Below are 16,282 nucleotides of genomic sequence, written 5' to 3'. Positions count from 1 at the left end.
GTTAGGCTAGCCTACATTAGGCTGGGCTTACTTGTGGGCTTGGCTGTGACGGCTGGGAAGCGCGACGTGGTAAAACCGCCGTGACTTTGCTCGCCGCCGCGTGAAACAATCGCTGCCCGTGAAGACCTTCGAGGATCTGTTCGCCGAACTCGGCGATCGCGCCCGCACCCGTCCCACCGGCAGTGCCACGGTCGCCGCGCTGGACGGCGGCATACATGGGCTGGGCAAGAAGATCCTGGAGGAGGCCGGCGAGGTGTGGCTGGCCGCCGAACACGAACCCGACGACGCGCTGGCCGAGGAGATCAGCCAATTGCTGTACTGGACGCAGGTGCTGATGATCGCGCGCGGCCTGTCCCTCGACGACGTCTACCGGAAGCTGTGAGCATGTTGCGGGTGGCGGTTCCCAACAAAGGTGCGCTCAGCGAGCCGGCCACCGAGATCCTCGCGGAGGCCGGCTACCGGCGCCGCACCGACCCGAAGGACCTGACGGTCATCGACCCCCTCAACCGGGTCGAGTTTTTCTTCTTGCGGCCCAAGGACATTGCGATCTATGTCGGTTCGGGAGAACTCGACTTCGGCATCACCGGACGCGACCTGGTGGCCGATTCCGGTGCGCCGGTGCGCGAGCGCCTGGCACTGGGTTTCGGATCGTCGAGCTTCCGCTATGCCGGCCCCGCCGGGCGCAATTGGACGACGGCCGACCTGGCCGGGAAAAGAATCGCCACCGCCTACCCGAACTTGGTCCGAAAAGACTTGGCCGAGCGAGGCATTGACGCGACCGTCATCAGGCTTGACGGAGCGGTGGAGATCTCGGTGCAACTCGGGGTGGCCGACGCCATCGCCGACGTGGTGGGGTCCGGTCGCACCCTGGGCCTGCATGACCTGGTGGCCTTCGGTGAACCGCTGTGTGATTCGGAGGCGGTGCTGATCGAGCGCACCGACCACGACGGCGACGACCGGAGCGCGGCGCGCGCTCAGCTGGTGGCCCGGGTGCAGGGCGTGGTGTTCGGCCAGCAGTACCTGATGCTCGATTACGACTGCCCGCGCTCGGTATTGGACAAGGCCACATCGATCACCCCGGGGCTGGAGTCACCGACCATCGCCCCGCTCGCCGACCCGGACTGGGTGGCGATCCGCGCGCTGGTGCCCCGTCGGGGCGTCAACGAGATCATGGACGAGCTCGCCGCCATCGGCGCCAAAGCGATCCTGGCTTCCGATATCAGGTTCTGCCGATTCTGATCAACGGGTGATCGGGCCGCGGCTGTGTTAGCGTCCGGCCTTGGGAGAGATTTGCCCGGGGCTACGTCAGGAGGTCTCCGTGACACATGTGCTCGTTCTGCTGATGGCTTTGCTGATCGGTGTCGTCGCCGGGTTGCGCTCGCTGACGGCTCCCGCCGTGATCGCCTGGGCCGCCTTCCTCGGCTGGATCGACCTGCAGCACACGTGGGCGTCCTGGATGGCCAACATCGCCACGGCCGTCGTCCTCAGCGTCCTGGCGGTGGGCGAACTGGTCAACGACAAACTTGCCAAGACACCGCCCCGCACCGCGGCGCCCGTGTTCGCCGGCCGGATCATCTTGGGCGGGTTCGCCGGCGCGGTCATCGGCGCGGCGTGGCACTTCACCTGGACGGCACTCGGCGCCGGTGTCATCGGCGCGGTGCTCGGCACCCTCGGCGGCTATCAGGCGCGTACCCGGCTGGTGGCCGCGACCGGCGGGCGTGACCTCCCGATCGCGCTGCTCGAGGACGCGGTCGCGATCCTGGGTGGATTCGCCATCGTCGCGCTGACGGCTCGCCTGTGACAGAGCATTTCGACGCGATCATCGTCGGCGCCGGGCAGGCCGGCCCCCCGCTGGCGGGACGGCTGACGTCGGCGGGACAGCGCGTCGCGGTCATCGAACGCAAACTGATCGGCGGCACCTGCGTCAACACCGGGTGCATCCCGACCAAGACCCTGGTGGCCAGCGCGCACGCCGCCCACCTGGCCCGCCGCGGCGCCGAATACGGTGTCGGGACCGGACCGATCGGCGTGGACATGGCGAAAGTCAAGGCACGCAAAGACGACATCATGCTCAAGGACCGCGAGGGTGTCGAAAGCTGGCTGGAGGGCATGGACGGCTGCACCGTCTTTCGCGGCCACGCCCGCTTCGAGGATCCGCACACGGTCGGGGTCAATGGCGACCTGCTGCGCGCCGACCGAATCTTCCTCAACGTCGGCGGCCGCGCGGTGGTGCCGGAGATCCCGGGACTGTCCGACGTCGACTTCCTCACCAACGTGTCGATCCTCGAACTCGACACGTTGCCAACGCATCTCGTCATCATCGGCGGCAGCTACATCGCGCTGGAGTTCGCGCAGATGTACCGGCGCTTCGGGGCCCGGGTCACCGTCGTCGAGAAGGGCCCGCGGCTGGCGTCCCGCGAAGACGAGGACGTCTCCGCCGCCGTCAAAGAGATCCTGGAGGCCGAAGGGATCGACGTTGTCGTCGACGCCGACGATATCCGGATCACCAAGCGGGACAAGGGATTCGAACTCACTCCTCGCGCCGGCGCCGCGCCCATCGCCGGGAGTCATCTGCTGGTGGCGGTGGGACGCCGACCCAACACCGACGACCTGGGCCTGGAGGCGGCCGGTGTGCGAACCGACGCCCGGGGCTACATCGCGGTCGACGACCAGCTCAAGACCAACGTCGATCACATCTGGGCGATGGGCGACTGCAACGGCAAGGGCGCGTTCACCCACACCTCGTACAACGACTTCGAGATCGTCGCCGCCAACCTGCTCGACAGGGATTCTCACGAGCCGCCACGGCTCGTGAGCGACCGCATCACCACCTACGCGCTCTACATCGACCCGCCGCTGGGGCGCGCCGGCATGACCGTCGGCCAGGTCCGCGCGTCGGGCCGCAACGCGTTGGTGGGCAAGCGGCCGATGACCAGGGTCGGCAGGGCGGTGGAAAAGGGTGAGACGCAAGGCTTTATGAAGGTCGTGGTGGACGCCGACACCGACGAGATCCTCGGAGCCGCCATCCTCGGGGTCGGGGGCGACGAGGCGATTCACGCCATCCTGGACGTCATGTCGGCCAAGGCGCCGTACACGACGTTGTCGCGCACGATGCACATCCACCCCACCGTCAGCGAGCTCATTCCTACGATGCTGCAGGAGATGTCACCTCTGGGCTAGCCTCCGGCCAGCCGGGGTAGGGCGGTGGCGTCCCGCCGAAAGTCGGGCAGTGCTGCCGGTGGGCGCACCATTCGCACAACCGCGACTGGCTGGGCCGGAAATCGCCTGTCTGCGCGGCCGATTGGATGGCCCGCCAGATGGCCATCAGCGTCTTCTCGAAGCGCAGCAGCTCGTCGTGGTCGGGCGCGTAATCCAATACCTGGCCGTCGGCCAGGTAGATGAGCCGCAGCCGGGTGGGCAGCACGCCGCGCGAACGCAGCAGCGCCACCGCGTAGAACTTCATCTGGAACAGCGCCTTGAACTCGGCCAGCGCCCGCGCGGCGGGCGGCGCCTTGCCGGTCTTGTAGTCGACCACCCGCAGCTCGCCGGTGGCGGCAACGTCGATGCGGTCGATGAAGCCCCGCAGCAGCGTGCCGTCGGCGAGTTCGACCTCCACGCGCTCTTCGCAGCACTGCGGGTCGAATCGGGTCGGGTCCTCGAGCCGGTAATAGCCGGACAGCAATGCGCGGGCCTCCGCCAGCAGTTCGGTTCGCTGCTCGGGTTCCAATTCGCCGGCCAGGTCGGGCTCCGCGGCGATCACCCGGTCCCATGCGGGCTCCACGAGCGACAGCGCGGCGTCGGGGCCGCGCAGCGCGGCGGGAAGGCCGTAGAGCTGCTCCAGCGCCGCGTGCACCACGGACCCCCGCAGCTGCGCCGCGGACGGCGCCTCGGGCAACCGGTCGATCGCCCGGAACCGGTACAGCAGCGGGCACTGCTTGAAGTCCGCCGCCCGCGACGGTGACAGCGCCGGCCGTGGCGGCTGGACGATCGCGGCCTCCGTCATGGGCATCATGGGCGAAGCCTAGAACCGGGTGCCGACAACCCCGAGCACCGATCGCGGCGAGTCGGCTGGCACGCTAGACGGCGTGTCAGCAACCGGCCCGTTCACCGCTGGCGAGCGCGTCCAGCTCACCGACGCCAAGGGCCGCCACTACACGATGGAACTCACCCCCGGCGCCGAGTTCCACACCCATCGCGGCTCGATCGCGCACGACGACGTGATCGGGCTGGAGCAGGGCAGCGTGGTCAAATCCGGCAACGGCGGCTACTTCCTGGTGCTGCGCCCGCTGCTGGTCGACTACGTGATGTCGATGCCCCGCGGGCCACAGGTGATCTACCCGAAGGACGCCGCCCAGATCGTGCACGAGGGCGACATCTTCCCGGGCGCGCGCGTGCTGGAGGCCGGGGCCGGATCCGGCGCGCTGACCTGCTCGCTGCTGCGCGCCGTCGGGCCCGACGGGCGGGTGGTCTCCTACGAGCAGCGCGCCGATCATGCCGAGCACGCCCGCCGCAACGTGTCGGTCTTCTTCGACGGACGACCGGACAACTGGGAGTTGATCGTCAGCGACCTCGCGGACTCCGAGCTGCCCGACGGCTCCTTCGACCGGGCCGTGCTCGACATGCTGGCGCCGTGGGACGTGCTCGACGCGGTGTCGCGGCTGGTGATCGCCGGCGGTGTGCTGCTGATCTACGTGGCCACGGTCACCCAGCTGTCGCGGGTCGTGGAGGCGCTGCGGGCCCAGCGGTGCTGGACCGAGCCGCGGGCGTGGGAGACGCTGCAGCGCGGCTGGAACGTCGTCGGCTTGGCCGTGCGGCCGCAGCATTCGATGCGCGGGCACACCGCGTTCTTGATATGTGCGCGACGGCTCGCTCCCGGCGTCGTCGCCCCGGCGCCGCTGGGCCGCAAGCGCGAGGGCCGCGACGGCTAGGGCCCGAACGCTTTAGTCGTCGCTGTGGTGCAGGCCCCGTCGCACCGACAGCAGCTCGAGTTCGGGACGCGCGGCCATCAGGCGTTCGGCCGCGTCGAGGACGTCGACCGTGTGGCCACGGTCGCCGGACACCATGGCCACGCCGATGCCCGCGCGCCGGTACAGGTCTTGCGAACCGGTCTCGGCGGCCGACACGCTGAACTTGCGCTGCAGCTCGGCGACCACGGGACGAATCACCGATCGCTTCTGTTTGAGTGAGTGCACGTCGCCCAGCAACACGTCGAACTCGAGCCAGCCGATCCACATTTATTTGGGCGGCGCCGGGGCCGGGCCGGGAGTCGTCGCCGCCGGCGACTTGCGCAGGGCCAACAGCATTTCCGCGGTTCGCCGCGATAGCTGCCATCCACCTTGAGAGGACGCGGAGGGCGTGAACTCCATCGGGAACGTGAAGTTCCCGTTGTTCGCATGGGCGGTGTTGACGCTGACCGTGGCCATCACGTGGGACGGATTCTTGTCCGACCACGCGACGTTGTTCGCCGCGAAGGTCATGGGCAGATAGCCGTTGTCCCGCAACGCGTTGGTGAACTTGTCGATGGTGCCCGCGCTCTCGGGGGTTGCGCCTTCGATGAGGTTCACCTTGTTGACGCCCGCAACGTTGGGGTCGGCGAGCCGGTTCAGCACGTCGGTGAGGGCTTCGGGCGCGGGCAGGGGAGCGGTCGGGGGAGCCGCGACGACGAGTGGACTCGACGTGGCCGGGCCCGCCGGCTGGGTGGCGGACGACACCACCTTGGGTCCGTGGGGCGAACACGCCGAGAGCCCCAGCGCCACCGCCGTGGCGGCGCTCAAGGCGACGGACAGGTGTCGATGCATCCAGTGGGGCCGGGCTATGCGCCCGTGTCTGCGGTCGGGCCAACGGGTGCAATGGAAGTCACACCGGCGGCGGCAGCGCCGACGATTACAACACCGGCTAAGCCTGTGGTGAGGGCTTTCATGGCCACGGTTGTCCTTTCGATCGGCGCGATTCGAGGCAGAGATTACCAGCGGGGCCCGCGACTCGACTTTTGACCGCATTTGACTCCGCACATCAAGCGCCAATCGCCGGTAGCGTTGACGTATCCACCGCATCATTTCGGGGCGGGAAAGGAGCGCAACATGGGTGACTCAGAGCGTTCTGAAGCATTCGGTAACTCTCGTGAAACTGGCATGTCCAGCGGCGATGCGGCCGAATTGGAACAGTTACGCCGTGAGGCAGCGGTGCTGCGCGAGCAACTGGAGCATGCCGTTGGATCGCACGCCGGCACTCGCTCGGCCCGCGATGTGCATCAACTCGAAGCCCGTATCGACTCGCTTGCGGCCCGCAATTCCAAATTAATGGAAACTCTTAAAGAGGCCCGCCAGCAGTTGTTGGCGTTGCGGGAAGAAGTCGACCGGCTCGGCCAGCCGCCGAGCGGCTACGGCGTCCTGTTGGCAACGCACGACGACGAGACGGTCGACGTGTTCACGTCGGGGCGCAAGATGCGCCTGACATGCTCGCCCAACATCGATGTCGCGTCGCTGCGGAAGGGCCAGACGGTCCGGCTCAACGAGGCCCTGACCGTCGTCGAGGCCGGCACGTTCGAATCCGTCGGCGAGATCTCCACTTTGCGTGAGGTGCTCAACGACGGTCACCGCGCGCTGGTGGTCGGCCACGCCGACGAGGAACGCATCGTGTGGCTGGCCGAGCCGTTGGTCGCCGAGGACCTGCCGGACGGCGTTCCCGACGCGCTCAACGACGACACCAAGCCCCGCAAGCTGCGTCCGGGCGACTCGCTGCTGGTCGACACGAAAGCCGGCTACGCCTTCGAGCGCATCCCCAAGGCCGAGGTCGAAGACCTGGTGTTGGAAGAGGTGCCCGACGTCAGCTACCAGGACATCGGCGGCCTCACCCGCCAGATCGAACAGATCCGCGACGCCGTCGAGCTGCCGTTCCTGCACAAGGAGCTCTACCGGGAGTACGCGCTGCGCCCGCCCAAGGGTGTGCTGCTCTACGGCCCGCCCGGCTGCGGAAAGACGTTGATCGCCAAGGCCGTCGCCAACTCGTTGGCCAAGAAGATGGCCGAGGTGCGCGGCGACGACGCCCGCGAGGCCAAGTCCTACTTCCTGAACATCAAGGGCCCCGAGCTGCTGAACAAGTTCGTCGGCGAGACCGAGCGGCACATCCGGCTGATCTTCCAGCGGGCCCGCGAGAAGGCGTCGGAGGGAACGCCGGTGATCGTGTTCTTCGACGAGATGGACTCGATCTTCCGCACCCGCGGCACCGGGGTGTCCTCCGACGTCGAGACGACCGTGGTGCCGCAGCTGCTGTCCGAGATCGACGGGGTGGAGGGACTCGAGAACGTCATCGTGATCGGCGCCTCCAACCGTGAGGACATGATCGACCCCGCGATCCTGCGGCCCGGGCGCCTCGACGTGAAGATCAAGATCGAGCGCCCGGATGCCGAAGCGGCGCAAGACATCTTCTCGAAGTACCTGACCGAGGCGCTGCCGGTGCACGCCGACGACCTCGCCGAGTTCGACGGCGACCGCACGGCCTGCATCAAGGCGATGATCGAAAAGGTCGTCGACCGGATGTACGCCGAGATCGACGACAACCGGTTCCTGGAGGTCACCTACGCCAACGGCGACAAGGAAGTCATGTACTTCAAGGACTTCAACTCCGGGGCGATGATCCAGAACGTCGTCGACCGGGCGAAGAAGAATGCCATCAAGTCGGTGCTGGAGACCGGGCAGCCGGGCCTGCGCATCCAGCACCTGCTCGACTCGATCGTCGACGAGTTCGCCGAGAACGAGGACCTGCCCAACACCACCAACCCCGATGACTGGGCGCGGATTTCGGGCAAGAAGGGCGAACGGATCGTCTACATCCGCACCCTGGTCACCGGGAAGTCGTCGAGCGCGTCGCGGGCCATTGACACCGAATCCAACCTGGGCCAGTACCTGTAGGGCCCGAGGTCAGTCGGTCTCCAGCGAGTAGCTGTTGGTCAGGTTGTCTTGCAGCACCTGGGCCGCTTGGGTTTTGGTGTCCACCCGCAACTCGTTGGCAAGCACACGCGGCCGGTAGTCCCACCCCTTCGGCAGGTCGAGCCGGCTGGCCAGGCCGGGCAGATCTTCGCGTTTCAGGTTGGGGTCCGCGATCTGGCTCCACGTCTGCATGACCCAGCGCCGCCCCTCGGGGTCGATGAGTTCGTAGACCTCTTGGCCGGCGTTGAAGACGAAGACCGTGTGGCGATTGACCTTGTTGGCGATGTAGGGCGCGGGATTCATCGAGGACAGCAGGACGGTGGCCTGCTGGATCATCTCGATCCCGCCGAACGTCTTCGTGACTTGCGGGCCCTGCTGCGCCTTTTCGATGGCGTTCATCAGCCAGTAGCGCGGACCGTTGAGCAGCGCTGCGGCCGCACCGTTTTCGGCGGCGATCGCCTGTGCGTCAAGCGCGGACCACAGCTCGGCGGGACAGTCGTTGAGCGGAAAACTGTTGTAAACCGTGGCCTGCGGGCCGGCCTCGCCGGGGGTCAACAGGAGCACTTCGCCGTAACGCTTCCCAGCCAGGTCGGTCATCGATTCACACACTTCCTCTTCGGCGGGGCGCCGCAGACCAGTGTGAAGTTAACCACTGCCTCCGGTGGCGTCAACTTCACACACGGCCATCGCGGCGGCGCCGCGGTAGCGATTGCGCGCGATCAGGGTGGTGTGCAGGTCGTCGATCAGCGGGTCGAGGAACGTGGAGCGGTATTCGGCGTCGCCGGCCGCGCGGGCGCTGATGTACATGAACGTCAACGCCCCGAGGAAAAGGCACATGTGGATCAGCGAATCCGGCACGGGCAGCGTGAATCCCAGCACCGTCGCGGTGCTTTTGTAGGTGTGGGTCCATTCGTTGAGCAGCGACGGATTGAGCACGATCAGCCCCAGGACCAAGTAGATCGTGGCGGTGACGACCGCCACCACCAGGATTTGCGCCAGTTGTGAGGCGGCCAACACGAAGATCACGTTGAGGCGTTCGGTCCTTTTCAGCGCGGCGCAGTCCGGGGTGTCGGACATGGTCGCGAAGGGCGTGCCGGCAAGCCTTTCGGTGTCGTTGGGCAGGGCCGCCGTCGTCGCTCGCAGCATCGGCCTGACGCGCTCCCGGGTGGCGGAGACGACGAAGGCCGCGGCGATGGAGACCAGAAAGGCCATCGCCAGCACCAGCCGGTCGCCGCTGATCGTGGCGGCCAGGATCCAGACGTAGCTGTTGAAGAACACCAACGCCGTCAGCAGCACGACCGGCAGGGCCCGGACGGCCAAGGCCCCCACCGTCGCAAGGTGCGACAGCATCATGCGCACCGCCCACCCGACGACCGATCCGGCGCCGCAGCCGGTCAGGATCAGCACAGCGGCCACGACGACGGCCTCCTGCGGCAGTTGCGTGGGGCCGGCCACGGTGAGTCCGACGCACGCCACGGCGACCACCGCCGCGGTCGCCACCGCCGCGCGCACCCGACTACTTCGCGCCCGGGACACCAGCCAGCCGACCAGGGCCATCAGGGGGAGCGCCAGCGCGACTATCGCCAGCACCACCAGTTCGGAGGTCGTCGGGTTCCCGGTGATCTCGACGTCGTGGCCGCCGGTGATCGCGTAGACCGGCAGGATGCAGGCCTGCAGCGCCGCGTACGCCGCCAGCGCGGGGGCCGAGCGCGGCCAGAGCCGTCGCCACCGGGCTCGCCTGGTCAGCACCGACGGCAAACCCCGCTCCAAGAACCAGCTTTCGGCCGCGGCGCTCGCCGATGCTTGGCGCACCGCCGGTCGGCCACGGGAAAGGCTCATGCCGGCTCACCCTAGCGGCGCGGCGGGCCGCGGGCTGCGCACATTGTCGCTGCGCCGGGGTCGGATTGGCTTGCTCCTCCTCGGGCCGGGAACGGCCCGCATCGTCGCTGCGCCTAAGCTCTAGGCATGCAACGGATTATCGGGACGGAGGTCGAGTACGGCATTTCCTCGCCGTCGGACCCGACCGCCAACCCGATCCTCACCTCGACCCAGGCGGTGCTGGCCTATGCGGCCGCCGCCGGCATTCAGCGCGCCAAACGCACCCGCTGGGACTACGAGGTGGAATCGCCGCTGCGCGACGCCCGCGGCTTCGACCTGAGCCGCTCGGCCGGGCCGCCGCCGGTGGTCGACGCCGACGAGGTCGGCGCGGCCAACATGATCCTGACCAACGGGGCGCGGCTCTACGTCGACCACGCGCACCCGGAATACTCCGCGCCCGAGTGCACCGATCCGCTGGACGCGGTGATCTGGGACAAGGCCGGCGAGCGGGTGATGGAGGCCGCCGCCCGGCACGTCGCCAGCGTGCCCGGGGCCGCCAAACTGCAGCTCTACAAGAACAACGTCGACGGCAAGGGCGCCTCCTACGGGGCGCACGAGAACTACCTGATGAGCCGGCAGACGCCGTTTTCGGCCATCATCGCCGGGCTGACCCCGTTTCTGGTGTCCCGGCAGGTGGTCACCGGATCCGGCCGGGTCGGCATCGGGCCCTCCGGCGACGAGCCCGGCTTCCAGCTGTCCCAGCGCTCCGACTACATCGAGGTCGAGGTCGGGCTGGAGACCACGCTCAAGCGCGGCATCATCAACACCCGCGACGAACCGCACGCCGACGCCGACCGCTACCGCCGGCTGCACGTGATCATCGGCGATGCCAACCTCGCCGAGACCTCGACGTACCTGAAGCTGGGCACCACGGCGCTGGTGCTCGATCTGATCGAAGAAGGCCCGGCACACGGGATCGACCTCACCGACCTGGCGCTGGCCCGGCCGGTGCACGCCGTTCATGCCATCAGCCGCGACCCGTCACTGCGGGTAGCCGTGGCGCTGGCGGACGGCCGCGAACTGACCGGCCTGGCGCTGCAACGGATCTACCTCGACCGGGTGGCAAAGCTGGTCGACGGCCGCGACCACGACGCGCGGGCGGCCGACGTCGTCGAAACCTGGGCACACGTGCTCGACCTGCTCGAGCGCGACCCGATGGAGTGTGCCGAGCTGCTGGACTGGCCGGCCAAGCTGCGACTGCTCGAAGGTTTCCGGCAGCGGGAGAACCTGAGCTGGTCGGCGCCGCGGCTGCACCTCGTCGACCTGCAATATTCCGACGTCCGGCTGGACAAGGGCCTGTACAACCGGTTGGTCGCGCGGGGCTCGATGAAGCGTCTGGTCACCGAACATCAGGTGCTGGCCGCCGTCGACAACCCGCCGACGGACACCCGCGCGTATTTCCGCGGTGAATGCCTGCGCAGGTTTGGGGCCGACATCGCCGCGGCCAGCTGGGACTCGGTGATCTTCGACCTCGGTGGGGATTCGCTGGTGCGCATCCCGACGCTCGAGCCGCTGCGGGGCAGTAAGGCACACGTCGGGGCGCTGCTGGACTCCGTGGATAGCGCCGTCGAACTGGTGGAACAACTCACCAGCTAAGACGCGTTAACCCGGGAAACGTCGGGGTTGACCGGTAGGGTAGAGGAAGACCGGCGGGCGTGTGACGCGGCCGATAACAATGCAGGAGGCGGCGATGGCTCAGGAGCAGACTAAGCGTGGTGGTGGCGGCGGCGACGAGGACGACTTCGCCGACACCACTGCTGCGGGCCAGGAGCGTCGCGAAAAGTTGGCCGAGGAGACCGACGATCTGCTCGACGAGATTGACGACGTCCTTGAGGAGAACGCCGAGGACTTTGTCCGCGCGTACGTCCAAAAGGGCGGACAGTGATCTGGCCGTTCTCCGATCGCCTGTCCACCAACCCGCCCGCCATAGACCTGTCCTCGTTTGCTGACTTCCTGCGCCGCCAGGCGCCGGAGTTGCTACCGGCGAGCCTCGGCGGCGGGAGCGTCGGTGACCGGCTGCCGCACGGCACCACCATCGTCGCGCTGAAATACCCCGGCGGCGTCGTCATCGCCGGCGATCGCCGCTCGACGCAGGGCAACATGATCGCCGGGCGCGACGTGAAGAAGGTCTACATCACCGACGACTACACCGCCACCGGCATCGCCGGCACCGCCGCGGTCGCCGTCGAATTCGCCCGGCTCTACGCCGTGGAACTCGAGCACTACGAGAAGCTCGAAGGCTTGTCGCTCACCTTTGCCGGCAAGGTCAACCGGCTCGCCATCATGGTGCGCGGCAACCTGGCGGCCGCGATGCAGGGACTGGTGGCGCTGCCGCTGCTGGCGGGCTACGACATCCATGCGGCGGATCCCGAAAGCGCCGGCCGCATCGTCTCGTTCGACGCCGCCGGCGGCTGGAACATCGAGGAAGAGGGTTATCAGTCGGTGGGGTCGGGGTCGATCTTCGCCAAGTCGTCGATGAAGAAGCTGTACTCGCAGGTCGTCGATGGTGATTCCGCGCTGCGGGTGGCCGTGGAGGCGCTCTACGACGCCGCCGACGACGATTCGGCCACCGGCGGACCGGATCTGGTCCGCGGCATCTACCCGACGGCGGTCACCATCGACGCCGACGGGGCGGTCGACGTGCCGGAGCGCCGTATCGCCGAACTGGCCCGGGAGATCATTGAAAGCCGTTCGCGCGCAGATACTTTCGGTCCCGACGCCGAGCCGCGGGGGGAGAAGTGAGCTTCCCGTATTTCATCTCGCCCGAGCAGGCGATGCGCGAACGCAGCGAGCTCGCGCGCAAGGGCATCGCGCGGGGCAAAAGCGTGGTGGCGCTGGCGTACGCCGGTGGTGTGTTGTTCGTCGCGGAGAACCCGTCACGGTCGCTGCAGAAGATCAGCGAAGTCTACGATCGCGTGGGGTTTGCGGCCGCGGGCAAGTTCAACGAGTTCGACAATCTGCGCCGGGTCGGGATTCAGTGGGCCGACACCCGTGGCTACGCCTACGACCGTCGCGACGTCACCGGTCGGCAGCTGGCCAATGCATACGCGCAGGTGCTGGGAAGCATCTTCACCGAGCAGGCCAAGCCCTACGAGGTCGAGTTGTGTGTCGCCGAGGTCGCGCACTACGGCGAAACGAAACCGCCTGAGCTGTACCGGATTACCTACGACGGGTCGATCGCCGACGAGCCGCATTTTGTGGTGATGGGCGGCACCACGGAACCGATCTCCAACGCGCTCAAGGACTCCTACGCCGAGAACGCCGACCTGCGCGACGCGGTGCGGATCGCGGTCGAGGCGCTGCGGGCGGGCAGTAGCAACGGCGCGGGCGGCGACCAGCCCGCGCTCGGCGTGTCCAACCTGGAGGTCGCCATCCTCGACGCCAGCCGGCCGCGGCGCGCGTTTCGGCGCATCACGGGATCCGGCCTGGAAGCGCTGCTACCGCAGCAGGAGCAGCCCGACTGACTCAGAACGGTGGCGGCCTGTTGCGTTCGGCGACATGCGCATCGTTGAGGGCGCGTTCGCGTTTGATGCGGCGGGCCAGGTCGGCGGCTCGGGTCCGCCGTCTTCGGGGCATCATCACGCCGCGGCGCTCGACAGTGGTTGCCGGGGTTGGGGTTTCGGGTAGCTCGGCGGTGGTGGTGTGCCAGGCGGGGAAGAAGATGCGGCTGCCCGGGCGGGTGGTGTAGGTGCGGCCGTTGGGCGCGGTCCAGACCACCGTGCCATCCGGCAGTTGCACGTCACGCCAGTCTGTCCAAAACGTCTTCAGAAGGTGGTGTTTTCTACACTCGCACTTGAGATTTGACGGATGCGTGGGCCCGAGCGGGTACGGCACCGTATGGTCAATGTCGCAAAATTCGGCGGGGCGGTCACAACCGGGGAACCGGCACGTCAAATCCCGGATCCGGACGAATTCGGCCAGCTTGGCCGACGGCCGGTAATGCGGCTCCGGTGCAAAGTCGCCCGGATGGCGCACCTGGCTGATGGTGGCGCCGCCGCGGATCAATTCGGCCAGCAGCGGCGCGGGCACCACACCGCCGTTGGTGATCAGCGCGGCGGGCGGTTTGACCGCCGGCGTCGCGGGCGGCTCGGGCTCGGGGTCGGGGGCCAACGCCTCGGCAAGGGTCATGTCCGGCGTGATCGGTCGCGGCGGGGGTCCCTCGCCCGAGACGTGCGGGTCGGGTTCGGCCTCGAGTGCCAAGGCCTCGGCGACGACGTGGATGACGACACCGGTTGCCCGCTCGTCTTTGCCGGCGCCGGAGGGGCAGTCGGCGTTGCCGCAAGCGCACGCGAGCCGTTCGGCACCCGCGGCCAGCGCACCCAGCGCGTCGGCGCGGCGCTGGGCGATGGTGCGCGGGTCGTCGTCGCAGACGGCGTGGGCCATCTGCATCAGCCGGCGATCCAGCATCGCCGCGTCGGTGGCGTACAGCCGTCCCCACAGCGCGGCCGTGCCGGCATGGTCGTCGGCGGCGCCGACGCATACCTCGCGATTGCGGGCCGTCATGCGTGTGCGCCGCAGCGCACCGGGGTCGTAGCGGTCGATCCAGCCGTCGATGGCTTGCTCCAGTTTGGACGCCGACAACGGCCCCCAGGCGATTGCGTGTTCGGCCAGGGCGGCATCGACGAGTCCCAGCGCCTCCTGGTCCCGGATCAGGTAGGTCCGCCACGTGATGACGGACACCAGGTAAGAGCTGAGCCGCCCGGCCAAGAACAGCGCCGCCACCTTGGGCAGGCGATTCAGGGTGAGGCTCAGATGCATCTGGCCTGACGCCTTGCCGTGGCTGATGCCCAGCGCCGCAGCCACTTCCGCGGCCGCGGAGTCCCAGGAATCGCAGGCCCAGTTCGCGCGCTCGTCATCGGCCGTCCGCCGGCGGGTGAGTTCGGCGATCGCCGACAGGCGCCGGGCGCCCACGGCGGCCTCGGCGCGTGCACAGTCCTCGATCGCGGCCACCAGCGCGGCATCGTCGGCGCGGCGCAGCTCCGCGGGGCCCGGCAGCGAGACATCGAACATACATTCGACTCTACTCGACCGCGCCGACAACCCGACGGTCCGTTAAGCGAATGGGCGCGGCTGCCCACCGCGGCGTCCGGTCAACCAGTACCCTCGATTACGTGCAGCGGCGAATCATGGGCATCGAGACCGAGTTCGGTGTCACCTGCACGTTCCACGGTCACCGACGGCTGTCCCCGGACGAGGTCGCCCGCTACCTGTTCCGCCGGGTGGTGTCCTGGGGCCGCAGCTCCAACGTCTTCCTGCGCAACGGCGCCCGCCTTTACCTCGACGTGGGCAGCCATCCCGAGTACGCCACCGCCGAATGCGACAGCCTGGTGCAGCTGGTCACCCACGACCGGGCCGGCGAATGGGTGCTGGAAGACCTGCTCATCGACGCCGAGCAGCGGCTCGCCGACGAGGGCATCGGCGGCGACATCTACCTGTTCAAGAACAACACCGACTCGGCGGGCAATTCGTATGGCTGCCACGAGAACTACCTGATCGTGCGGGCCGGCGAGTTCTCCCGGATCTCCGATGTGCTGCTGCCGTTCCTGGTCACTCGCCAGCTGATCTGCGGCGCCGGCAAGGTGCTGCAAACCCCGAAGGCCGCGACGTTCTGCCTGAGCCAACGCGCCGAGCACATCTGGGAGGGCGTCTCCAGCGCAACGACCCGATCACGCCCCATCATCAACACCCGCGACGAGCCGCACGCCGACGCCGAAAAGTACCGGCGGCTGCACGTCATCGTCGGCGACTCCAACATGTGCGAGACGAGCACGATGCTCAAGGTGGGCACCGCGGCGCTGGTGCTGGAGATGATCGAAGCCGGGGTTCCCTTCCGGGACTTCTCGCTGGACAACCCCATCCGCGCGATCCGTGAGGTCAGCCACGACATCACGGGCCGGCGGCCGGTGCGGCTGGCGGGCGGGCGTCAGGCCAGCGCGCTGGACATCCAGCGCGAGTACTACAGCCGCGCGGTCGAGCACCTGCAGACCCGGGAGCCCAACGCGCAGATCGAGCAGGTCGTCGACCTGTGGGGCCGCCAGCTCGACGCCGTCGAGAGCCAGGATTTCGCCAAGGTGGACACCGAGATCGACTGGGTGATCAAGCGCAAGCTGTTCCAGCGCTACCAGGACCGCTACAACATGGAACTGTCCGACCCGAAGATCGCCCAGCTGGACCTCGCCTACCACGACATCAAGCGCGGCCGCGGCGTCTTCGACCTGCTGCAGCGCAAGGGCCTGGCGGCGCGCGTCACCACCGACGAGGACATCGCGGAGGCCGTCGACCACCCGCCGCAGACCACCCGCGCCCGGCTGCGCGGCGAATTCATCAGCGCCGCACAGGCGGCCGGGCGCGACTTCACCGTCGACTGGGTGCACCTCAAGCTCAACGACCAGGCCCAGCGCACCGTGCTGTGCAAGGACCCATTCCGGGCGGTCGACGAGCGGGTCAAACGGCTGATCGCGAGCATGTAGCCGGTC

At 68.1% G+C, this 16,282-nt stretch carries 17 protein-coding genes; 11 read left to right on the top strand and 6 right to left on the bottom strand.

Features of this window, described 5'->3' with window-relative positions; translation table 11 throughout:
* Positions 1-100: 100 nt before the first annotated feature.
* The 4 genes from K3U93_RS13965 (at position 101) to K3U93_RS13950 (ending at position 3,180) form a co-directional block, all read left to right on the top strand.
* Positions 101-382 carry a phosphoribosyl-ATP diphosphatase gene (locus tag K3U93_RS13965; RefSeq protein ID WP_071509910.1) on the top strand — a complete coding sequence of 94 codons (282 nt, stop codon included), beginning with the start codon at positions 101-103 and terminating at the stop codon, positions 380-382.
* A gap of 2 nt (positions 383-384) precedes the next feature.
* Positions 385-1,239, top strand: coding sequence for an ATP phosphoribosyltransferase (hisG, locus tag K3U93_RS13960; protein ID WP_071509911.1), 855 nt, complete (start codon positions 385-387; stop codon positions 1,237-1,239).
* Between the two features lie 79 nt (positions 1,240-1,318).
* Complete coding sequence (locus K3U93_RS13955; protein ID WP_071509912.1) at positions 1,319-1,801, top strand: glycine zipper 2TM domain-containing protein; 483 nt, start codon at positions 1,319-1,321, stop codon at positions 1,799-1,801.
* Positions 1,798-3,180 carry an FAD-containing oxidoreductase gene (locus K3U93_RS13950; RefSeq protein WP_071509913.1) on the top strand — a complete coding sequence of 461 codons (1,383 nt, stop codon included), beginning with the start codon at positions 1,798-1,800 and terminating at the stop codon, positions 3,178-3,180. Before K3U93_RS13955 ends, K3U93_RS13950 begins: the two co-directional genes overlap by 4 nt.
* Here the strand turns inward: K3U93_RS13950 and K3U93_RS13945 are convergent.
* Positions 3,146-4,003, bottom strand: a complete 858-nt coding sequence (locus K3U93_RS13945; RefSeq protein ID WP_071509960.1) for a RecB family exonuclease — start codon at positions 4,001-4,003, stop codon at positions 3,146-3,148. The two genes, K3U93_RS13950 and K3U93_RS13945, sit on opposite strands and share 35 nt — an antisense overlap.
* Before the next feature lie 82 nt (positions 4,004-4,085).
* On the opposite strand from K3U93_RS13945, the gene trmI reads away from it, so the two are divergent.
* Positions 4,086-4,928 (top strand): tRNA (adenine(58)-N(1))-methyltransferase TrmI, encoded by an 843-nt coding sequence (gene trmI / locus K3U93_RS13940; protein WP_071509914.1) that lies wholly within the window; start codon positions 4,086-4,088, stop codon positions 4,926-4,928.
* A gap of 12 nt (positions 4,929-4,940) precedes the next feature.
* Here the strand turns inward: trmI and K3U93_RS13935 are convergent, their stop codons facing one another.
* Both K3U93_RS13935 and lppK read right to left on the bottom strand, forming a co-directional pair.
* On the bottom strand, positions 4,941-5,234 hold the full coding sequence (locus K3U93_RS13935) for a DUF503 domain-containing protein (protein ID WP_071509915.1): 294 nt from the start codon (positions 5,232-5,234) through the stop codon (positions 4,941-4,943).
* A complete protein-coding gene (gene lppK / locus K3U93_RS13930) occupies positions 5,235-5,798 on the bottom strand; it encodes a lipoprotein LppK (protein ID WP_071509916.1) in 564 nt (187 codons plus the stop codon).
* A 282-nt stretch (positions 5,799-6,080) separates the two neighbouring features.
* Here lppK and arc point away from each other — a divergent pair, with 282 nt between their 5' ends.
* Positions 6,081-7,910: a proteasome ATPase gene (arc, locus tag K3U93_RS13925; protein ID WP_071509961.1), complete on the top strand. Its 1,830-nt coding sequence runs from the start codon at positions 6,081-6,083 to the stop codon at positions 7,908-7,910.
* Between the two features lie 9 nt (positions 7,911-7,919).
* On the opposite strand, the gene K3U93_RS13920 is transcribed toward arc, so the two are convergent.
* Together K3U93_RS13920 and K3U93_RS13915 are read right to left on the bottom strand one after the other, a co-directional pair.
* On the bottom strand, positions 7,920-8,525 hold the full coding sequence (locus K3U93_RS13920; protein ID WP_071509917.1) for a hypothetical protein: 606 nt from the start codon (positions 8,523-8,525) through the stop codon (positions 7,920-7,922).
* A 48-nt stretch (positions 8,526-8,573) separates the two neighbouring features.
* Positions 8,574-9,767: a hypothetical protein gene (locus tag K3U93_RS13915; protein WP_083011018.1), complete on the bottom strand. Its 1,194-nt coding sequence runs from the start codon at positions 9,765-9,767 to the stop codon at positions 8,574-8,576.
* 126 nt (positions 9,768-9,893) lie between these two features.
* Here K3U93_RS13915 and dop point away from each other — a divergent pair, with 126 nt between their 5' ends.
* The 4 genes from dop (at position 9,894) to prcA (ending at position 13,270) form a co-directional block, all read left to right on the top strand.
* Positions 9,894-11,402: a pup deamidase/depupylase gene (gene dop / locus K3U93_RS13910; RefSeq protein WP_071509918.1), complete on the top strand. Its 1,509-nt coding sequence runs from the start codon at positions 9,894-9,896 to the stop codon at positions 11,400-11,402.
* 94 nt (positions 11,403-11,496) lie between these two features.
* The gene (locus K3U93_RS13905) at positions 11,497-11,691 is read left to right on the top strand and encodes a ubiquitin-like protein Pup (protein WP_071509964.1); all 195 of its coding nucleotides are present in this window, start codon (positions 11,497-11,499) and stop codon (positions 11,689-11,691) included.
* Complete coding sequence (gene prcB / locus K3U93_RS13900; RefSeq protein WP_083011019.1) at positions 11,688-12,548, top strand: proteasome subunit beta; 861 nt, start codon at positions 11,688-11,690, stop codon at positions 12,546-12,548. The genes K3U93_RS13905 and prcB overlap by 4 nt, the downstream gene beginning before the upstream one ends.
* Positions 12,545-13,270 carry a proteasome subunit alpha gene (prcA, locus tag K3U93_RS13895; RefSeq protein ID WP_071509920.1) on the top strand — a complete coding sequence of 242 codons (726 nt, stop codon included), beginning with the start codon at positions 12,545-12,547 and terminating at the stop codon, positions 13,268-13,270. Before prcB ends, prcA begins: the two co-directional genes overlap by 4 nt.
* A gap of 1 nt (position 13,271) precedes the next feature.
* Here the strand turns inward: prcA and K3U93_RS13890 are convergent, their stop codons facing one another.
* Positions 13,272-14,816 carry an HNH endonuclease signature motif containing protein gene (locus K3U93_RS13890; protein ID WP_083011020.1) on the bottom strand — a complete coding sequence of 515 codons (1,545 nt, stop codon included), beginning with the start codon at positions 14,814-14,816 and terminating at the stop codon, positions 13,272-13,274.
* 101 nt (positions 14,817-14,917) lie between these two features.
* Between K3U93_RS13890 and pafA the strand changes: the two genes are divergently transcribed.
* Positions 14,918-16,276 carry a Pup--protein ligase gene (pafA, locus tag K3U93_RS13885; protein ID WP_139797024.1) on the top strand — a complete coding sequence of 453 codons (1,359 nt, stop codon included), beginning with the start codon at positions 14,918-14,920 and terminating at the stop codon, positions 16,274-16,276.
* The last annotated feature ends 6 nt before the right edge of the window (positions 16,277-16,282 follow it).

Origin of the sequence: Mycobacterium malmoense (genome assembly GCF_019645855.1) — a bacterium.
Classification (GTDB): Bacteria; Actinomycetota; Actinomycetes; order Mycobacteriales; family Mycobacteriaceae; genus Mycobacterium; species Mycobacterium malmoense.
Note: the sequence above shows the minus strand (reverse complement) of the source record. Positions and strands in the feature narration are given on the sequence as shown.

Bases quoted from the DNA above. Each gene is read 5' to 3' on its own strand.
- hisG (WP_071509911.1), top strand. From the start codon at position 385: ATGTTGCGGGTGGCGGTTCCCAACAAAGGTGCGCTCAGCGAGCCGGCC.
- K3U93_RS13945 (WP_071509960.1), bottom strand. From the start codon at position 4,003: ATGACGGAGGCCGCGATCGTCCAGCCGCCACGGCCGGCGCTGTCACCG.
- K3U93_RS13935 (WP_071509915.1), bottom strand. From the start codon at position 5,234: ATGTGGATCGGCTGGCTCGAGTTCGACGTGTTGCTGGGCGACGTGCAC.
- lppK (WP_071509916.1), bottom strand. From the start codon at position 5,798: ATGCATCGACACCTGTCCGTCGCCTTGAGCGCCGCCACGGCGGTGGCG.
- arc (WP_071509961.1), top strand. From the start codon at position 6,081: ATGGGTGACTCAGAGCGTTCTGAAGCATTCGGTAACTCTCGTGAAACT.
- K3U93_RS13920 (WP_071509917.1), bottom strand. From the start codon at position 8,525: ATGACCGACCTGGCTGGGAAGCGTTACGGCGAAGTGCTCCTGTTGACC.
- K3U93_RS13915 (WP_083011018.1), bottom strand. From the start codon at position 9,767: ATGAGCCTTTCCCGTGGCCGACCGGCGGTGCGCCAAGCATCGGCGAGC.
- dop (WP_071509918.1), top strand. From the start codon at position 9,894: ATGCAACGGATTATCGGGACGGAGGTCGAGTACGGCATTTCCTCGCCG.
- K3U93_RS13905 (WP_071509964.1), top strand. From the start codon at position 11,497: ATGGCTCAGGAGCAGACTAAGCGTGGTGGTGGCGGCGGCGACGAGGAC.
- K3U93_RS13890 (WP_083011020.1), bottom strand. From the start codon at position 14,816: ATGTTCGATGTCTCGCTGCCGGGCCCCGCGGAGCTGCGCCGCGCCGAC.